The sequence below is a fragment of the Bosea sp. RAC05 genome (assembly GCF_001713455.1).
GTDB lineage: Bacteria > Pseudomonadota > Alphaproteobacteria > Rhizobiales > Beijerinckiaceae > Allobosea.
The window spans coordinates 4,254,510-4,268,724 of record NZ_CP016464.1; the positions used below are offsets into that span (position 1 = coordinate 4,254,510).

Genomic DNA, 14,215 nt, shown 5'->3' on the forward strand with positions numbered 1-14,215 from the left:
TGGCCAGGGTCCATCGCCTGAGTGTCAAGCTATCGGAACAAAGAGATGTGTCAATGTTAAATTACACATCGCCTGTCAGGCGACGCGGGCGGTCATGCCGCCGGTCAGCAGCGGCCGCCGGGTCCGCAGCGTCCGGATCTCGGTGAAGCCGGCCTCGCGAAGGAAAGCGGTCAGTTCCTCGGGGCTGCGCGCCCGGCCGCTGCCCATGGCGAGCAGGTAGAAGGCGAAATAGGCTTCCGCCATTCGCCGGGTCTCGGCCGAACCCGCCATCGGCTCGGCGATCAGAAGCGTTCCGCCGGGTGGCAGGCAGGCGCGAATCCGCGCCAGCAACGCGCGCACGGCCGCGTCGTCGTGATCGTGCAGGACCCGCACCAGCGTCACCAGATCAGCGCCCCCGGGCAGGGCATCGCGATGCATGTCGCCGCCGAACGTGCTGGCGCGCGGGCCGAGCCCTTCCGCCTCGAAGCGGACCTGCGCCCGCGCCGCCACGGCCGGCAGGTCGAACAGCGTCAGCGTCGGCGCTTTCGCCTGGGCGGCCACGCGGAGCAGAAAGGCCCCCTCGCCGCCGCCGACGTCGAGGATGCGGCGATGCTGCGCGAAGTCGTAGGCCGCCAGGATGTCATCGGCGACGAAATGCTGGGACTGCGCCATCAGGGCGCTATAGGCCGCGACCTCGGCCGGAGGCGCCGCCGCAGGCTGGTCGGCGGTCGCATAGCCCCAGTAGCCCGACAGCGCAGTGGGGCGGCTCTCGCCCCGCAGCAGAGCGAGCGGATCGGCGAGATCGTCATAGAGCAGTCGGTGATGGGCGATCATGGCGCCGACGCCGGGATTGCCGAGCAGCGCCGCGCCCAGCATGGCGAGCCCGTAGCGTCCGCCGCTGCGACGCTCGACCAGGTCGAGCGCAGCCGCGGCCCCGAGCAGACGCTCGGTCGCGCTCTCGGTCATCGCGAGGCGCGGCGCCAGTTCGGCCACGCTGCGCGGCCCCGCTTCGAGAATGCGGAACAGGTCGAGCTGGACGCAGGCCTGCAGTACCTGCGCATAGACGAAGCCGGCGCAGAGATCGAACAGCGCCTGCGACTGGCGCTGCGCGATCGGCTTGGTGAGCGGAAAGGAGGCGGCGAAGCGCTGGAAGCGCGGGCTCGCCACCAGCCGGTTGCGCCATCCCGCCAGCCGGTCGGCCAGCGAGACCGGCCGGGCCGGTTCCACCACGGGGCCGGCGGCTGGGACCGAGGCCGGGCGCACGGTCAGGCCGCGCGGCGCTGCAGGCTCTCGGGCAGGAAGCTCTTGGCCGTGAGGCCGATCAGCGTTCCCAGATCCTGGCGGCCGGGGCAGGCCGGGATCGCGGCGATCGCCTCCAGCACGAGCGCGTCGAGATGCGCGATCGCGGGGCCGAGCCCATAGGCCGAGGCGTAGTTGGGGCGCAGATGCGCCGCGTCCTGGCCGCAGGGCTTGCCGAGCTCCTGGGGCGTCGCGGCGACGTCGCGGATGTCGTCGGCGACCTGGAAGGCCTCGCCGAGCTTTTCCCCGAGCCAGCGCCAGTCCTGATGCGCGACGCCGGCCGCCGCGGCGCCCGCCATGGTCGCGCCGGCAAACAGCGCGCCCGTCTTGGCCTGGTGGTAGAGCGCGCAGTCGATCGTAGCCTCCGATTCCCAGGCCTGCCCGGCGACGATGCCGCCGCGGCTGCCGACGGCGGCGCTGACGACCCGCACCAGGGTCGCCAGGCTCTGCGGCTGGCGGGCCGCGGCTTCGGCCAGCGTCTCGAAGGCGAGCACGATCAGCGCATCGCCGGCCAGCACCGCCAGCGGCTCGCCGTAGGCCTTGTGGACCGAGGCCTTGCCGCGCCGCATCGCGGCGTCGTCGAAGCAGGGCAGATCGTCATGCACCAGCGAGGCGCAATGCAGGAACTCGATGGCGGCCGCCGCCGCATTCGCGATGCCGGGGTCCGGATCACCGCAGGCCCTCGCGACGGCCAGCGTCAGGCGCGGCCTGATCCGCGCCCCACCGGGGAACACCGCGTGGCGCATCGCCTGGGCGAGCAGCGGCGGACAGTTCTGCAGATGGGCGGCGGCGATGGCGGCGTCGAGGGTCTGTTCGATCCGTGTCCCGGTATCCATCACGATCCCCCTGTGAATGAACGTTCTTCCAAATTGACAGTCTGTGTGTCAATAAGACTGGACAGTTGTGACTGTGAAGTCAACCCGCACGAGGCCGCCGCTTGGGCACCCCCCGCATCCTCGTCATCGGCGCCGGCATCGGTGGCCTGGTCTCCGCCCTCTTGCTGGCCGCGCGCGGCTGCGACGTCACCCTGGTCGAGAAGGCGGCCGCCCCCGGCGGCAAGATGCGCGAGGTTGCGGTCGGCGGCCGCAGGCTGGATGCCGGCCCGACCGTGATGACGATGCGCTGGGTCTTCGACCGCATCTTTGACGAGGTCGGCGAGGCACTCGACCGCCATGTCACCTTGACGCCGGCCACGGTGCTGGCCCGACACGCCTGGAGCGAGACGGAGCGGCTCGATCTCTTCGCCGACCGGAGCGCCTCGGCGCAGGCCGTCGCCGCCTTCGCCGGGCCCGCCGAGGGCCGCAACTACCTCACCTTCTGCGATCAGGCGCGCGGCATTCACGATGCGCTGAAGGACAGCTTCATGGCCCGCGAGCGGCCGAGCATGCTCGGGCTGGTGCAGCACATGGGGCTGGGCGGCCTGCGCCAGCTCTGGGGCGCGAGCCCGTTCGGAACGCTGTGGGATGCGTTGGGCCATGCCTTCCAGGATCAGCGCCTGCGCCAGCTCTTCGGCCGCTACGCCACCTATTGCGGCTCGTCGCCCTTCGCCGCGCCCGCGACGCTGATGTTGGTCGCCCATGTCGAGCAGGAGGGGGTCTGGCTGGTCGAGGGCGGCATGCACCGGCTCGCCCGAACCCTGGCCGACCTCGCCACGGCGAAGGGCGCAAAGCTGCGTTACGGCGAGGCCGTCAGCGAGATCCTGATCGAGGGCGGTCGCGCGGCCGGCGTGCGTCTGGCCAGCGGCGAGACGCTGCGCGCCGACGCGGTCGTCAGCAATGCCGATGTCAACGCCATCGCCGCGGGCCGTTTCGGCCAGGCCGCCTCCCGCTTCACGAGACCGACCAAGCCCGCCGAGCGCTCGCTGTCGGCCCTGACCTTTGCCGCGGTCGCGCAGACGAACGGCTTTCCGCTGCACCGGCACAACGTCTTCTTCTCGCGCGACTACGCCGCCGAGTTCGAGTCGATCTGCCGGCAGGGCCGCCTGCCCGAGGAGCCGACGATCTATGTCTGCGCACAGGATCGCGACGAGGCGGGCGCCGCCCCGGCCGGGCCCGAGCGACTGCTCATCCTGGTCAACGCCCCGCCCTGCGGCGACCGCCCCGCCTTTCCGCCCGAGGAGATCGAGACATGCCTGCGCAGGAGCCTCGCCCGGATGGCGCATTGCGGCCTGGAGATCGCGCTGCAGCGCGAGGCGATGCTGACGACGCAGGCCAGCGACTGGGAGGCCCTGTTTCCGGCGACGGGCGGCGGCCTCTACGGCCGCTCGACCCACGGCGCGATGGCGAGCTTCAACCGGCCGGGCTCGCGCAGCCGGCTGCCGGGGCTCTATGGGACGGGGGGCAGCGTCCATCCGGGCCCGGGCGTGCCGATGGTGGCGCTCTCGGGGCTTTTGGCGGCGCAGAGCGTGGTCGCGGACCTCGCTTCGACGTCACGGTCGCGCCCGGCGGCTATGTCTGGTGGTATGTCGACGCGCTGAGCGCTGACGGCCGCTACGGGCTGAGCATCATCGCCTTCATCGGCAGCGTCTTCTCGCCCTATTACGCATGGGCACGGCGGCGCGGCATCGCCGACCCGCTCGACCATTGCGCCTTGAACGTCGGCCTCTACGGCCCCGGTGTGCGGCGCTGGACGATGACCGAGCGCGGGCGGCGGCATGTCTCAGCCGCGACGGATCATTTCGCGATCGGGCCCAGTGCGCTGCAATGGGACGGACGAACCCTGACGATCGCGATCGACGAGATCGGCACGCCCCTGCCGCGCCGGGTGCGCGGGACGGTTCGCGTCACGCCGCAGGCGATCACCGACCATGTCGTGACATTGAACCCCGAGGGCCATCACCGCTGGTGGCCGATCGCGCCGCTGGCCAGCGTCGAGGTCGCGCTGAGCGAGCCCGATCTGTGCTGGAGCGGCCCGGGCTATCTCGACATGAACCAGGGCGATGCGCCGCTCGCCGACGGCTTTCGCTCCTGGCATTGGTCGCGCGCGCCGACGCCCGACGGCGCGGCCGTGCTCTATGGCGGCACGCGCCGCGACGGCTCGAGCTTCGATCTCGCCTGGCGCTTCGACGGCGGCGGCCAGGCGAGCGCCATCCAGCCGGGCCCGACCGCCCCCCTGCCGAAAAGCGGCTGGCGCATCGCGCGCGAGACCCGCAGCGATCGCGGCCGGCCGGCCGCGCTGGTCGAGACGCTGGAGGACACGCCCTTCTATGCGCGCTCCGTGGTGCGGACCTCGCTCGGCGGCGAAAGCGTCACGGCCATGCATGAGAGCCTGTCGCTCGACCGCTTCGCCAGCCCGGTCGTCCAGGCGATGCTGCCCTTCAGGATGCCGCGGCGGAGCTAGGGTCGCGCGGCGGGCCCGCGGCGCTCTCGGCTGCGGCCTTGGCCGCATCCTTGGCCTTCTCGCGGCGCAGGTCCCAGAGCTGGTGGAAGCAGAAGCCGAAGCAAAGCCCGAACATCAACACCATCTCGACGACGATCAGCGTACTGGACGACATCGCGGCCTCCCGTCCCTCACGGACCCCTGACGGCGGAACGCTCGACCCGGCCGAGGCGCTCGAACATCTCGATCACCGCCGTGGTGCGTCCGATCGGATCCCACCATGGCACGGGCGCCGCCCGCAAGGGCATGCGGGGTCCCTGCGACATCCTGGTCACGGCCGTGACCAGATAGGCCGTGGCCGGCAGGGCCGGCAGGCCGAGATGTCCGTCATCGCCGCTGCCCCCCGCCAGCGCGCGGGCGAGGAGCCCGAGCTTGCGCCAGGCCGGCACCACGGCCCGCTGCGACACACCATCATGCCCGCGCCGCGCGACCTCCCGGCCGATCTCGGCATAGATCGAGCGCGCCGCGCGGATCCCCGACCGGCACGAGGCGGGGAGAGCCTCGATCCCGGCGTCGGCCCGGGCATAGAGCCTGTCGGCCTCGGCCAGCAGCCGCGCCACGACGCCGCCCAGGGCCGGAGAGAAGCGCGGGTTGGCCAGAAACGCGTCGGGGTCGATGCCGGCCTCGCGCAGCCAGGACAGCGGCAGATAGACCCGCCCCATCGCCGCATCCGCCCCGACATCGCGGGCGATGTTGCTGAGCTGCATGGCCACGCCGAGATCGGCCGCCCGCGCCAGCACCTCCGGCGCGCGCCTCTCCATCAGCGTCGCCATCATCACGCCGACGGAACCCGCCACGCGCGCGCCATAGCCGCAGAGGTCGTCGAACGTTTCGTACCGCCGCCCCTGGGCATCCCAGGCCAGCCCCTCGATCAGCGCCAGCGTCACCTCCGGAGGCAGGCCGAAGCCAAGCACGGTCTCCGAAAAGGCGCGGTCGACGGGGTGCTCATGCGGCCGGCCGACATGGGCGGCGATGACGCGCTGTTCCAGCAGCGCGATCGTCGCGGCATCGCCCGGCCCCTCGTCGATCGCATCGTCGGCGAGCCGGCAGAAGGCGTAGAGCGCGGTGGCCGCCCGGCGCGTCTCGCGCGGCAGCAGCAGCGCCGCGGCCCGAAAGGATTTGGAGCCGACGCGCAGGATCGCATCGCAGGCCGCCAGATCCGCCGACATCGGCGCAGGGGAACGCAGATCAGACCCGTTCTGTCGCATGAGGCACCACCATATCGAGAATTTTGGCCGAAGACAGGACGCCGGGCAGGCCGGCGCCGGGATGCGTGCCCGCACCGACGAGATAGAGCCGGTCGAGCTCTTCGCTGAGATTGTGCGGCCGGAACCAGGCGCTTTGCAGCAGCCGCGGCTCCATCCCGAAGGCCGCACCATGGGCGGAGAGCAGATCATCGCGGAAATCGGGCGGCGTCATCAGCCGGGAGGTGACGAGCGTCTCGCTCAGGCCCGGCAGCAACGTCGCCTCGAGCCGCTCCTGGATGCGAGCCCGGAACGGCTCGGCCTGCGTCGCCCAGTCGGTGTCGCCCTGGAGGTTGGGCACCGGCACGAGCGCGTAGAACGCATCGCAGCCCTCCGGTGCGAGCCCGGGATCGGTCGCGGTCGGGCGGTGCAGGTAGAGGCTGAAATCCTCCGCCAGAACCTTGCGTTCGAAGATGTCGTCGATGAGCCCGCGGTAGCGCGGCCCGAACAGGATCGTGTGGTGCTCGATGTCGTCATAGCGACGGCGCGTGCCGAAATACCAGACCACGACGCTCATCGAATAGCGCGCCCGCTGGAGCTTGGCGTCGCTCCAGCGCCGGCGCGGCTGCGCCTTCAGCAAGGTGCCGTAGGTGTAGGTGGCATCGGCATTGGACACGACGATGTCGGCGGCGATGGCTTCGCCGTCCGAGAGCCTCACGCCGGTGGCCGCTCCCTTTGCCACGGTGATCTCCGCGACCTTCGCGCCGTAGCGCAACGTCGCGCCCTGCCCTTCGAGCAGGCGCACGAGACCCTGCACCAGCGCGCCCGTGCCGCCATGGACGAAATGCACGCCGAACTTGCGCTCCAGATGAAGCACGAGGGCGTACATGGCGGTGGCTGAAAACGGATTGCCGCCGATGAACAGCGGGTGGAAGCTCAGCGCCGTCCGCAGCCGCTCGTCGCGGACATGGCGAGACGCGAAGCCATGGACACTGCGGTCGGCCCGCAGCCAGGCCATCGCCGGCATGGCCTTGAGCATGGCGGAAAGCGTGCTGAAGGGCACATGGGCGAGCTTTTCGAACGCGACCCGGTAGATCGCCTCGGCGTCCTTCAGGATGGCGCGGTAGCCGCTCAGATCGTCCGGCGCGAAAGCCGCGATCCGGGCCTGCATCGCCTCCTCGTCGCCACAGCAATCGAGGGTGGAGCCATCGTCGAAGACCAGACGGTAGAACGGGTCGAGCGAGGTCAGCCTGACATCGTCCTCCATCCGCCGCCCGCACAGCGCCCAGAGCTCCTCGAACAGGAACGGCGCGGTGACGATCGTCGGCCCGGCATCGAAGGTGAAGCCGTCCTGCCGGAAGACGCGCGCCCGCCCGCCGGGCTGATCGAGCGCCTCCAGCACCGTGACGCGATAGCCCCGCGCGCCCAGCCGGATCGCGGCGGCGAGCCCGCCGAAGCCCGAGCCGATCACCACCGCATGCGGCCGGCGGTCGGGGGCCGGCGCGCGCGTCCCCGAACCCAGGCTCGGCGGGTGCAGTTCGGTCAGCATGCGATCACCTCCCTGTGGCGCAGCATCTCGGCGCCGATCAGCGCCGCGATGTCGCCCGGCTTCTCCTCATGGACGAGGTGGCCCGCGCCCGGCAGTGTCTCGATCCGCGCTTCCGGCAGCCGCTGCGCCACCGCGCGCGCATCGCCGGGCGGCACCGCCCGATCGCCCGCCCCGACAACCAGCAGCACGGGCAGATCGAGCCTGCCGAAGCTCCGGCCCAGGGCCTCGAGATCCCAGTTCGCCATCATCCCGAGCGTCGAGGCGACATGGACCCGGTTCGAGAACAGCCGCTGGTAGAGATCCTGCCCGCGCGCATCGAGCCGCGAGCCCATGCCTTCCAGGAGCTGGGTCACCGCCTCGGTGCTGCCCGCCCGCCAGGCGAAGAGGCGCGGCACCAGCGGGTTGAGCACCAGCAGCCGGGCCACCGAGGGAAAGAGCTGCGAGGCCACGCCCTTGAAGGGCAGCAGCGCCCCGTTCAGGCTGATCAGGCAGGAGGGCGCGACCGCCCCGGTCAGCACCATCTGCATCGCGATGGCGGCGCCCGCGGAATGGCCGACGATCCCCTCCGGTTCCACCCCGAGCTTGCCGAGCAGCGCGGTGAGGCCGCGCGCCATCGCCGGCAGCGAGAGCCGGTCGCGCTCGGGCGCCTCGGTGAAGCCGTGCCCCGGCAGATCGGGCGCGACGACATGGAAGTCGCGCGCCAGCAGCGGCAGCAGGTCCCGCCAGGAATGGGTCGAGGCGCCCGTGCCGTGCAGGAGCAGCAGCGTCGGCCCCTGCCCCATCTCCTGAACGTGCCAGGACAGTCCGCCCGCCTCGACGAAGCGGCTCGCGGCGCGATGCGGCCAGTCGCGCCCGTCCCGCGCCCAGGAGAGGGCGCCGCTCATCGGCCCGCCGCCAGGGCGAGGCCGACCGCCCGGCCGACACCCGCCGCATCGGCCTGCGGCAGCGGCAGGTAGAGCCCGCCCATCGCCGCGGCGATGTCGGCCGCCTGCGGCTGGGGCTGCGGCGAGGTGTCGATCAGGATCGCGTTGAAACCCTCGCCGCGCAGGCCCCGGGCCGCAGCCAGTGCGTCGGTCTGGGCCTGAGCCCGCCCCTGCCGCCCGGCGCGATCGATATTGGCGCGGCCATCGGTCATGAAGACGAGCGCCGGCGTCCGGCCCTTGCGCCTGACGGCATCGGCCAGCGCGCAGGCGGCCTCGATCGCGGTCGCGAGTGGCGTCGCACCACCGCCCGGCAGACCGGCCAGTGCCCGCTCGGCCGCGACCAGCGAACGCGTCGGCGACAGCACGATCTCGGCCTGGGCCTTGCGAAAGGCGATCAGCGCGACCTCGTCGCGCCGGACATAGCACTCCGCCAGCAGAAGCCTGACGGCTCCCTTCGCCTCGGCGAGCCGCTGCAATGCCGATGACCCCGAGGCGTCGACGACGAACAGCGTCGCGGTCTCGCTGCGCTGCTTGTAGCGCGCGATCCGGAAGTCCTCGCGCCTGACGATCAGGCCGTTGCGGCCCGCCATCGCGGCTTCGCTGCGCCGCAGCCGCTGCCAGGGCGCCGCGGAGCGCAGCGTCTCGACCACATCGAGCCTGGCGCCGCCGCGCAGATCGCCAGCCTTCGAGCCCACGACGCGGCCGCGCCGCGCCGCCTTCTGCAACTGCCCGGCCCGGCCGGCGGCGCGCGCCCGCGTCCGACCTCCCGCCGCCAGCAATTGCGCCAGCAGACCGGCGGGGATCGCGGCCTTCGCGGCGTCGAGAACCATCTCGTCGAGATCGCGCGGCGGGGCCGCCGCCTGCTCGTCGCTTTCGGAGGGCGGCGACTGCGGTTGCGAGTCCGGTTCGGGCCCCGGCTCCTGGGCCTCGGCCTCCTCGCTCGGCGCCGGCAACTGTGTCGCGCGCGGGGCCAGCACCAGCGCCGCGGCGAGCGCCGCATCCTCCGGCGCGACCGCCTCGCGGCCCGCCAGCGCGGCCACCAGCCGCGCCACCTTCACCGCCTGCAGTGCGGTGCGGGTCGAGCCGATGCCGAGCGCCAGCGCCGCCGTGCAAAGGCAAGCGATCGTCTCGTCATCGATCGTCGCAGCGACGCGGGCGCGCGCGGCGGCGAGGCTCTCGGCGTCGAAAACCGGAGGCTCGATCTCGCGATGCGACAGCGCGGTCAGGTCGAGCCGCAGCGCCAGCCGGTCTGTCAGGGCCGCGGCGGGGCGCTCGTCGGCGGCGATGCCCTCGTCGAGGGCGACGATGGCAAACCGGCTCGGGATCGTCAGGGCGATGCCGTCGCGCTCGACCGTGACCGCGCCGGCATCGAGCACGGAGCAGAGCTTCGCCGCCGTCGCGGCCCCGGCACGCTCCGCCATGGCGACGATCAGGACGCCGCCATCGGCCTCCGCGAGCAGGCCGCGCTCCGCGACCGGGCGCCCCATCGCCAGCGTCGCGGTCAGATCGAGCCCGCCGAGCAGGCGCGCATCGCCGATGCCGGCCGGCATGCGCAAGCACGGCGCCCCGCCGCGCAAGGCCGAGAGGTGGGCGAGCCAGGCCTCTCGGGCCGGCCCGGCCGGCGCACGCAGGGACACGCCGCCGATCGACGCACCATCCAGCGCCAGCAGCGCGGCCGCGATGTCGGCGATCCGCCAGGGCGTCAGCGCCGGAACCTCGGTCGCGCTGGCGCCGGGCGCGGTCATGGGCCGAAGACCTCGGCCAGCGCCCGCTCGACGCGCACGGTCGAGCCGGCCTCGTCCAGCGGATTGCGGCGCAGCCGGTGGCGCAGCGCCATCGGCGCGACCGTGCGGATATGGCTGTCGAGGATCTCCTGCGCGCCTTCGAGCGCCGCGAGCGCCCGCGCCGCCCGCATCAGGGTCAGTTCGCCGCGCAGGCCGTCGGTGCCCAGATGCAGGCAGAGTTCCGCCACGCGCGTCAGCGCGGCATCGGAGGTCTCGATCTGCGCCAGCCGCTTGCGCCCGGCGATCAGCCTGCGCCCGATCGCCTGGTCCGCCGCCTGCCATTGCGCGCAGAACCCGCGCGGATCGCGGTCATAGGCGTCGCGGCGCTTCACCACCGCGATGCGGGTCGGCAGGTCGGCGGGTGTCGCGACCTCGACGGAAAGGCCGAACCGGTCGAGCAGTTGCGGACGCAGTTCGCCCTCTTCGGGATTGCCGCTGCCGACGAGGACGAAGCGCGCCGGGTGGCGGATGCTCAGCCCCTCGCGCTCGACGACGTTCTCGCCGGAGGCAGCGACATCGAGCAGCACGTCGACGAGATGATCCTCCAGCAGATTGGCCTCGTCGATATACAAGAACCCGCGATGGGCCCGCGCGAGCAGGCCGGGCTGGAAGGCCTTCTCGCCACTGGCCAGCGCCTTCTCCAGATCGAGCGCGCCGACGACGCGGTCCTCGGTCGCCCCCAGCGGCAGGTCGACCACCGGCACCGGCACGAGATGGGTCTTCTGCCCGCGCGCGCCCGCCTGGGGAGCACCGTTGTAGGGGTCGCCGACGACGGCGCGCATCGGCGGCAGCAGGGCCGCGAGCGCCCGCACCGCCGTGGACTTGCCCGTGCCGCGATCGCCGAAGATCAGCACACCGCCGATGGTCGGGTCGATCGCCGCCAGCAGCAGGGCGCGCTTCATCTCCTCCTGGGCGACGATGGCGGAAAACGGAAACGGCGGCGCCCGCCCCTCGGCCGGCAGGGCCGCGGCCCGCTTCGGCGCACGCAGGGGCCGCTTGGCGATCGCGGCGGCCGGCATCGCGAGGGAGGCCCCGGTCTCGCCGGACTCCGCCTCGCCCTCGCGGCGCAGACGCTGCCCGACGACATCCGCATGATCCAGGAGCCCGTCCATCGCCGTCTCTCCCCGTTTCAGGACGCCATCGCCTCGACCAGGCGCGGCGGCAGGCGGAACACCACCTCCTCGTCGACGCCCTCGAGTTCCCGCACCGTGACCGAACGGAAGCCGCGCAGGCGATCGATCGCATCCTGGATCAGCCGCTCGGGCGCCGAGGCCCCGGCCGTCAAGCCGACCGTCTCGACCGCCTCGAACCAGGCCGGGTCGATCGCGTCGGGCCCCTCGATCAGATGGCTCGCGACGCCGGCGATCTCGCCGACCTCGCGCAACCGCGTCGTGTTGGAGGAGGAGCGCGAGCCGACGACGAGGATGAGGTCGCAATGCGGCGCCATCGCCTGCACCGCCGCCTGCCGGTTCTGGGTCGCGTAGCAGATGTTGCGGATGTCGGGGCCGACGATCGCCGGGAAGCGCGCGGTCAGCGCGGCGATGACCTCGCGCGTGTCCTGCACGCTCAGCGTCGTCTGGCTGATATAGGCGACCTTCTCGGGATCGGCGACGACCAGCGAGGCCACCTCGGCGGCCGTGGCGACGACATGCAGGCGCCCGTCGATCTGGCCGCGCGTGCCCTCGACCTCGGCATGGCCCTCATGGCCGATCAGCACGACGTCGTAGCCGAGCTGCGCATAGCGCCGGCCCTGGTTGTGGACCTTCTGGACGAGCGGGCAGGTGGCGTCGATCACGTCGAGCCCGCGCGCCGCCGCCGCCGCCTCGACCCCGCGCGACACGCCATGGGCCGAGAAGATCGTCGTCGCGCCCGCCGGGATCTGGTCGACCTCGCCGACGAAGACGGCGCCCTGGGCGCGCAGGCCCTCGACGACATGAGTGTTGTGGACGATCTCGTGGCGGACATAGACCGGCGCGCCCGCCTGCGCGATGGCGCGCTCGACGATCTCCACCGCCCGGACCACACCGGCACAGAAGCCGCGCGGCTTGGCCAGCAGCACCGTCAGCGGGCGCTTGAAGGGCGTCACGGCGTTCATGTCGAGGCCTCGTGCAGCGGGCCCGCCGCGGGCGGATGCGCCGGCACCAGCCTGAGCGCCGCCGAGCCCGCCTGAGCCGCGCGCCAGGCCGCCTGGCTCGGGCGGCACAGCCCCGTCGCCACCGCCACGATGGCCGCCGCGTCGAGCCCCGCCGCCGCATACATGCGGGCCTGCGTATCCTGGTCCTGGAAGCGGTCCGGCAGCGTCAGAGTCTTGATCTTGAGGCCGGCCTCGAAGAGCCCGTCATCGGCCAGCGCATGCAGGACGAAGGAGCCGAAGCCGCCGACCGAGCCCTCCTCGACCGTGATCAGCGCCTCGTGATTGCGGGCCAGGCGCCGGATCAGCGCCCGGTCGAGCGGCTTGGCAAAGCGGGCATCGGCGACCGTGGTCGACAGCCCCATCCCGTCCAGCGTCTGCGCCGCCAGCAGGCATTCGCCCAGCCGCGTCCCGTAGGACAGGATGGCGACGCGCGTCCCCTCGCGCAGCACCCGCCCGCGGCCGATCTCGAGCGGCGTGCCGGTCTCGGGCAGCGCCACGCCGAGCCCCTCGCCGCGCGGATAGCGCAGCGCGATCGGCCCCTCGTCATGGGCGCAGGCGGTGGCGACCATGTGCACGAGGTCGGCCTCGTCGGCCGCCGCCATCAGCACGAAGCCGGGCAGGCAGCCGAGATAGGCGGTGTCGAAAGCCCCCGCATGGGTCGCGCCATCGGCCCCGACGAGGCCGGCCCGGTCGATCGCGAAGCGCACCGGCAGCTTCTGCAGCGCGACATCGTGGACGATCTGGTCATAGGCCCGCTGCAGGAAGGTCGAGTAGATCGCGCAGACCGGCTTGAGCCCCTGGCAGGCGAGGCCGGCGGCGAAGGTCACCGCATGCTGCTCGGCGATGCCGACATCGAAGAAGCGGGAGGGATGGGCCTTGGCGAAGGCATCGAGCCCGGTGCCCGAGGGCATCGCCGCCGTGATCGCGACGATCCGCTCATCCTGCGCCGCCTCGCGTAGAAGGGCCTGCGAAAACACCTTGGTATAGGCGGGCGCGCTCGAGACGGTCTTCTCCTGCACGCCGCTGGCGACATCGAACTTGACCACGGCATGGTACTTGTCAGCCGTCGCCTCGGCCGGCGCGTAGCCCTTGCCCTTCTGCGTCACGACATGGACAAGGATCGGCCCGTTGGGCGCATCGCGGACATTGCGCAGCACCGGCACCAGATGGTCGAGATTGTGCCCGTCGATCGGGCCGACATAGTAGAACCCCAGCTGGTCGAACAGCGTCCCGCCGGTGAGATAGCCGCGCGCATGCTCGACGGCGCGGGTGATCTTGGAATCGAGCCCGCGGCCCAGCCGGCGGGTGAGCTGGCGGCCCTGGTCGCGCAGCGAGAGATAGGTCTTCCCCGAGAGCAGCTTGGCCAGATGCGCCGACAGCGCCCCCACCGGCGGGGCGATCGACATGTCGTTGTCGTTGAGGATGACGATCAGCCGCTTGCCGAGCGCACCGGCATTGTTCATCGCCTCATAGGCCATGCCGGCCGACATCGCCCCGTCGCCGATCACGGCCACGACATGCCCGTCCTCGCCCTTGAGGTCGCGGGCGACGGCGAAACCCAGCCCCGCCGAGATCGAGGTCGAGGTGTGGGCGGCACCGAAGGGATCGAATTCGCTTTCCTCGCGCTTGGTGAAGCCGGACAGGCCCCCGCCCTGCCGCAGCGTCCGGATTCGGTCGCGTCGGCCGGTCAGGATCTTGTGCGGATAGGCCTGGTGCCCGACGTCCCAGATCAGGGTGTCGCGCGGCGTGTCGAAGAGGTGATGGAGCGCGACCGTGAGCTCGACCACGCCCAGCCCCGCTCCGAGATGCCCCCCGGTGACGGAGACGGCGTCGATCGTCTCGGCCCGGAGCTCGTCGGCGAGCTGCCGCAGCTGGTGATGGGACAGGCGGCGCAGATCGGCGGGCGAGGTGACGCCGTCGAGAAGCGGGGTCTCTGGCATTCCAATCCCCTTCGCGTTCCGATGTGTCAGCTTGAATTTACATAT

12 protein-coding genes are annotated in these 14,215 nt (G+C 72.1%); 2 read left to right on the top strand and 10 right to left on the bottom strand.

Annotation, left to right across the window (positions count from 1 at the left end):
* Positions 1-75 precede the first annotated feature (75 nt).
* Positions 76-1,209, bottom strand: coding sequence for a methyltransferase (locus BSY19_RS23665; protein WP_210184396.1), 1,134 nt, complete (start codon positions 1,207-1,209; stop codon positions 76-78).
* A 35-nt stretch (positions 1,210-1,244) separates the two neighbouring features.
* Complete coding sequence (locus BSY19_RS23670) at positions 1,245-2,114, bottom strand: polyprenyl synthetase family protein (protein ID WP_069056302.1); 870 nt, start codon at positions 2,112-2,114, stop codon at positions 1,245-1,247.
* A 101-nt stretch (positions 2,115-2,215) separates the two neighbouring features.
* Between BSY19_RS23670 and crtD the strand changes: the two genes are divergently transcribed.
* Both crtD and BSY19_RS23680 read left to right on the top strand, forming a co-directional pair.
* Positions 2,216-3,754 carry a 1-hydroxycarotenoid 3,4-desaturase CrtD gene (crtD, locus tag BSY19_RS23675; protein ID WP_069056303.1) on the top strand — a complete coding sequence of 513 codons (1,539 nt, stop codon included), beginning with the start codon at positions 2,216-2,218 and terminating at the stop codon, positions 3,752-3,754.
* A 113-nt stretch (positions 3,755-3,867) separates the two neighbouring features.
* Entirely contained in the window at positions 3,868-4,617 is a 750-nt protein-coding gene (locus BSY19_RS23680; protein ID WP_335622311.1) for a hydratase, read from the top strand.
* On the opposite strand, the gene BSY19_RS28085 is transcribed toward BSY19_RS23680, so the two are convergent.
* From BSY19_RS28085 to dxs, 8 genes are all read right to left on the bottom strand, one after another.
* Positions 4,595-4,771, bottom strand: a complete 177-nt coding sequence (locus BSY19_RS28085; RefSeq protein WP_171905199.1) for a hypothetical protein — start codon at positions 4,769-4,771, stop codon at positions 4,595-4,597. The two genes, BSY19_RS23680 and BSY19_RS28085, sit on opposite strands and share 23 nt — an antisense overlap.
* Before the next feature lie 16 nt (positions 4,772-4,787).
* Positions 4,788-5,864, bottom strand: coding sequence for a phytoene/squalene synthase family protein (locus BSY19_RS23685; protein ID WP_069056304.1), 1,077 nt, complete (start codon positions 5,862-5,864; stop codon positions 4,788-4,790).
* The gene (locus BSY19_RS23690) at positions 5,845-7,389 is read right to left on the bottom strand and encodes a phytoene desaturase (protein WP_069056305.1); all 1,545 of its coding nucleotides are present in this window, start codon (positions 7,387-7,389) and stop codon (positions 5,845-5,847) included. Before BSY19_RS23690 ends, BSY19_RS23685 begins: the two co-directional genes overlap by 20 nt.
* The gene (gene bchO / locus BSY19_RS23695) at positions 7,383-8,273 is read right to left on the bottom strand and encodes an alpha/beta fold hydrolase BchO (RefSeq protein ID WP_069056306.1); all 891 of its coding nucleotides are present in this window, start codon (positions 8,271-8,273) and stop codon (positions 7,383-7,385) included. The genes BSY19_RS23690 and bchO overlap by 7 nt, the downstream gene beginning before the upstream one ends.
* Complete coding sequence (locus BSY19_RS23700; protein WP_069056307.1) at positions 8,270-10,057, bottom strand: magnesium chelatase subunit D; 1,788 nt, start codon at positions 10,055-10,057, stop codon at positions 8,270-8,272. Before BSY19_RS23700 ends, bchO begins: the two co-directional genes overlap by 4 nt.
* Positions 10,054-10,998 (bottom strand): magnesium chelatase ATPase subunit I, encoded by a 945-nt coding sequence (gene bchI / locus BSY19_RS23705; RefSeq protein WP_069057350.1) that lies wholly within the window; start codon positions 10,996-10,998, stop codon positions 10,054-10,056. The genes BSY19_RS23700 and bchI overlap by 4 nt, the downstream gene beginning before the upstream one ends.
* 227 nt (positions 10,999-11,225) lie before the next feature.
* Entirely contained in the window at positions 11,226-12,191 is a 966-nt protein-coding gene (ispH, locus tag BSY19_RS23710; RefSeq protein ID WP_069056308.1) for a 4-hydroxy-3-methylbut-2-enyl diphosphate reductase, read from the bottom strand.
* Complete coding sequence (gene dxs / locus BSY19_RS23715; RefSeq protein ID WP_083247801.1) at positions 12,188-14,170, bottom strand: 1-deoxy-D-xylulose-5-phosphate synthase; 1,983 nt, start codon at positions 14,168-14,170, stop codon at positions 12,188-12,190. The genes ispH and dxs overlap by 4 nt, the downstream gene beginning before the upstream one ends.
* Between the last annotated feature and the right edge of the window lie 45 nt (positions 14,171-14,215).

Coding starts and splice junctions, on each gene's coding strand:
- bchI (WP_069057350.1), bottom strand. CDS start 10,998: ATGAAGCGCGCCCTGCTGCTGGCGGCGATCGACCCGACCATCGGCGGT.
- BSY19_RS23700 (WP_069056307.1), bottom strand. CDS start 10,057: ATGACCGCGCCCGGCGCCAGCGCGACCGAGGTTCCGGCGCTGACGCCC.
- BSY19_RS23690 (WP_069056305.1), bottom strand. CDS start 7,389: ATGCTGACCGAACTGCACCCGCCGAGCCTGGGTTCGGGGACGCGCGCG.
- BSY19_RS23670 (WP_069056302.1), bottom strand. CDS start 2,114: ATGGATACCGGGACACGGATCGAACAGACCCTCGACGCCGCCATCGCC.
- BSY19_RS23685 (WP_069056304.1), bottom strand. CDS start 5,864: ATGCGACAGAACGGGTCTGATCTGCGTTCCCCTGCGCCGATGTCGGCG.
- BSY19_RS28085 (WP_171905199.1), bottom strand. CDS start 4,771: ATGTCGTCCAGTACGCTGATCGTCGTCGAGATGGTGTTGATGTTCGGG.
- dxs (WP_083247801.1), bottom strand. CDS start 14,170: ATGCCAGAGACCCCGCTTCTCGACGGCGTCACCTCGCCCGCCGATCTG.
- bchO (WP_069056306.1), bottom strand. CDS start 8,273: ATGAGCGGCGCCCTCTCCTGGGCGCGGGACGGGCGCGACTGGCCGCAT.
- ispH (WP_069056308.1), bottom strand. CDS start 12,191: ATGAACGCCGTGACGCCCTTCAAGCGCCCGCTGACGGTGCTGCTGGCC.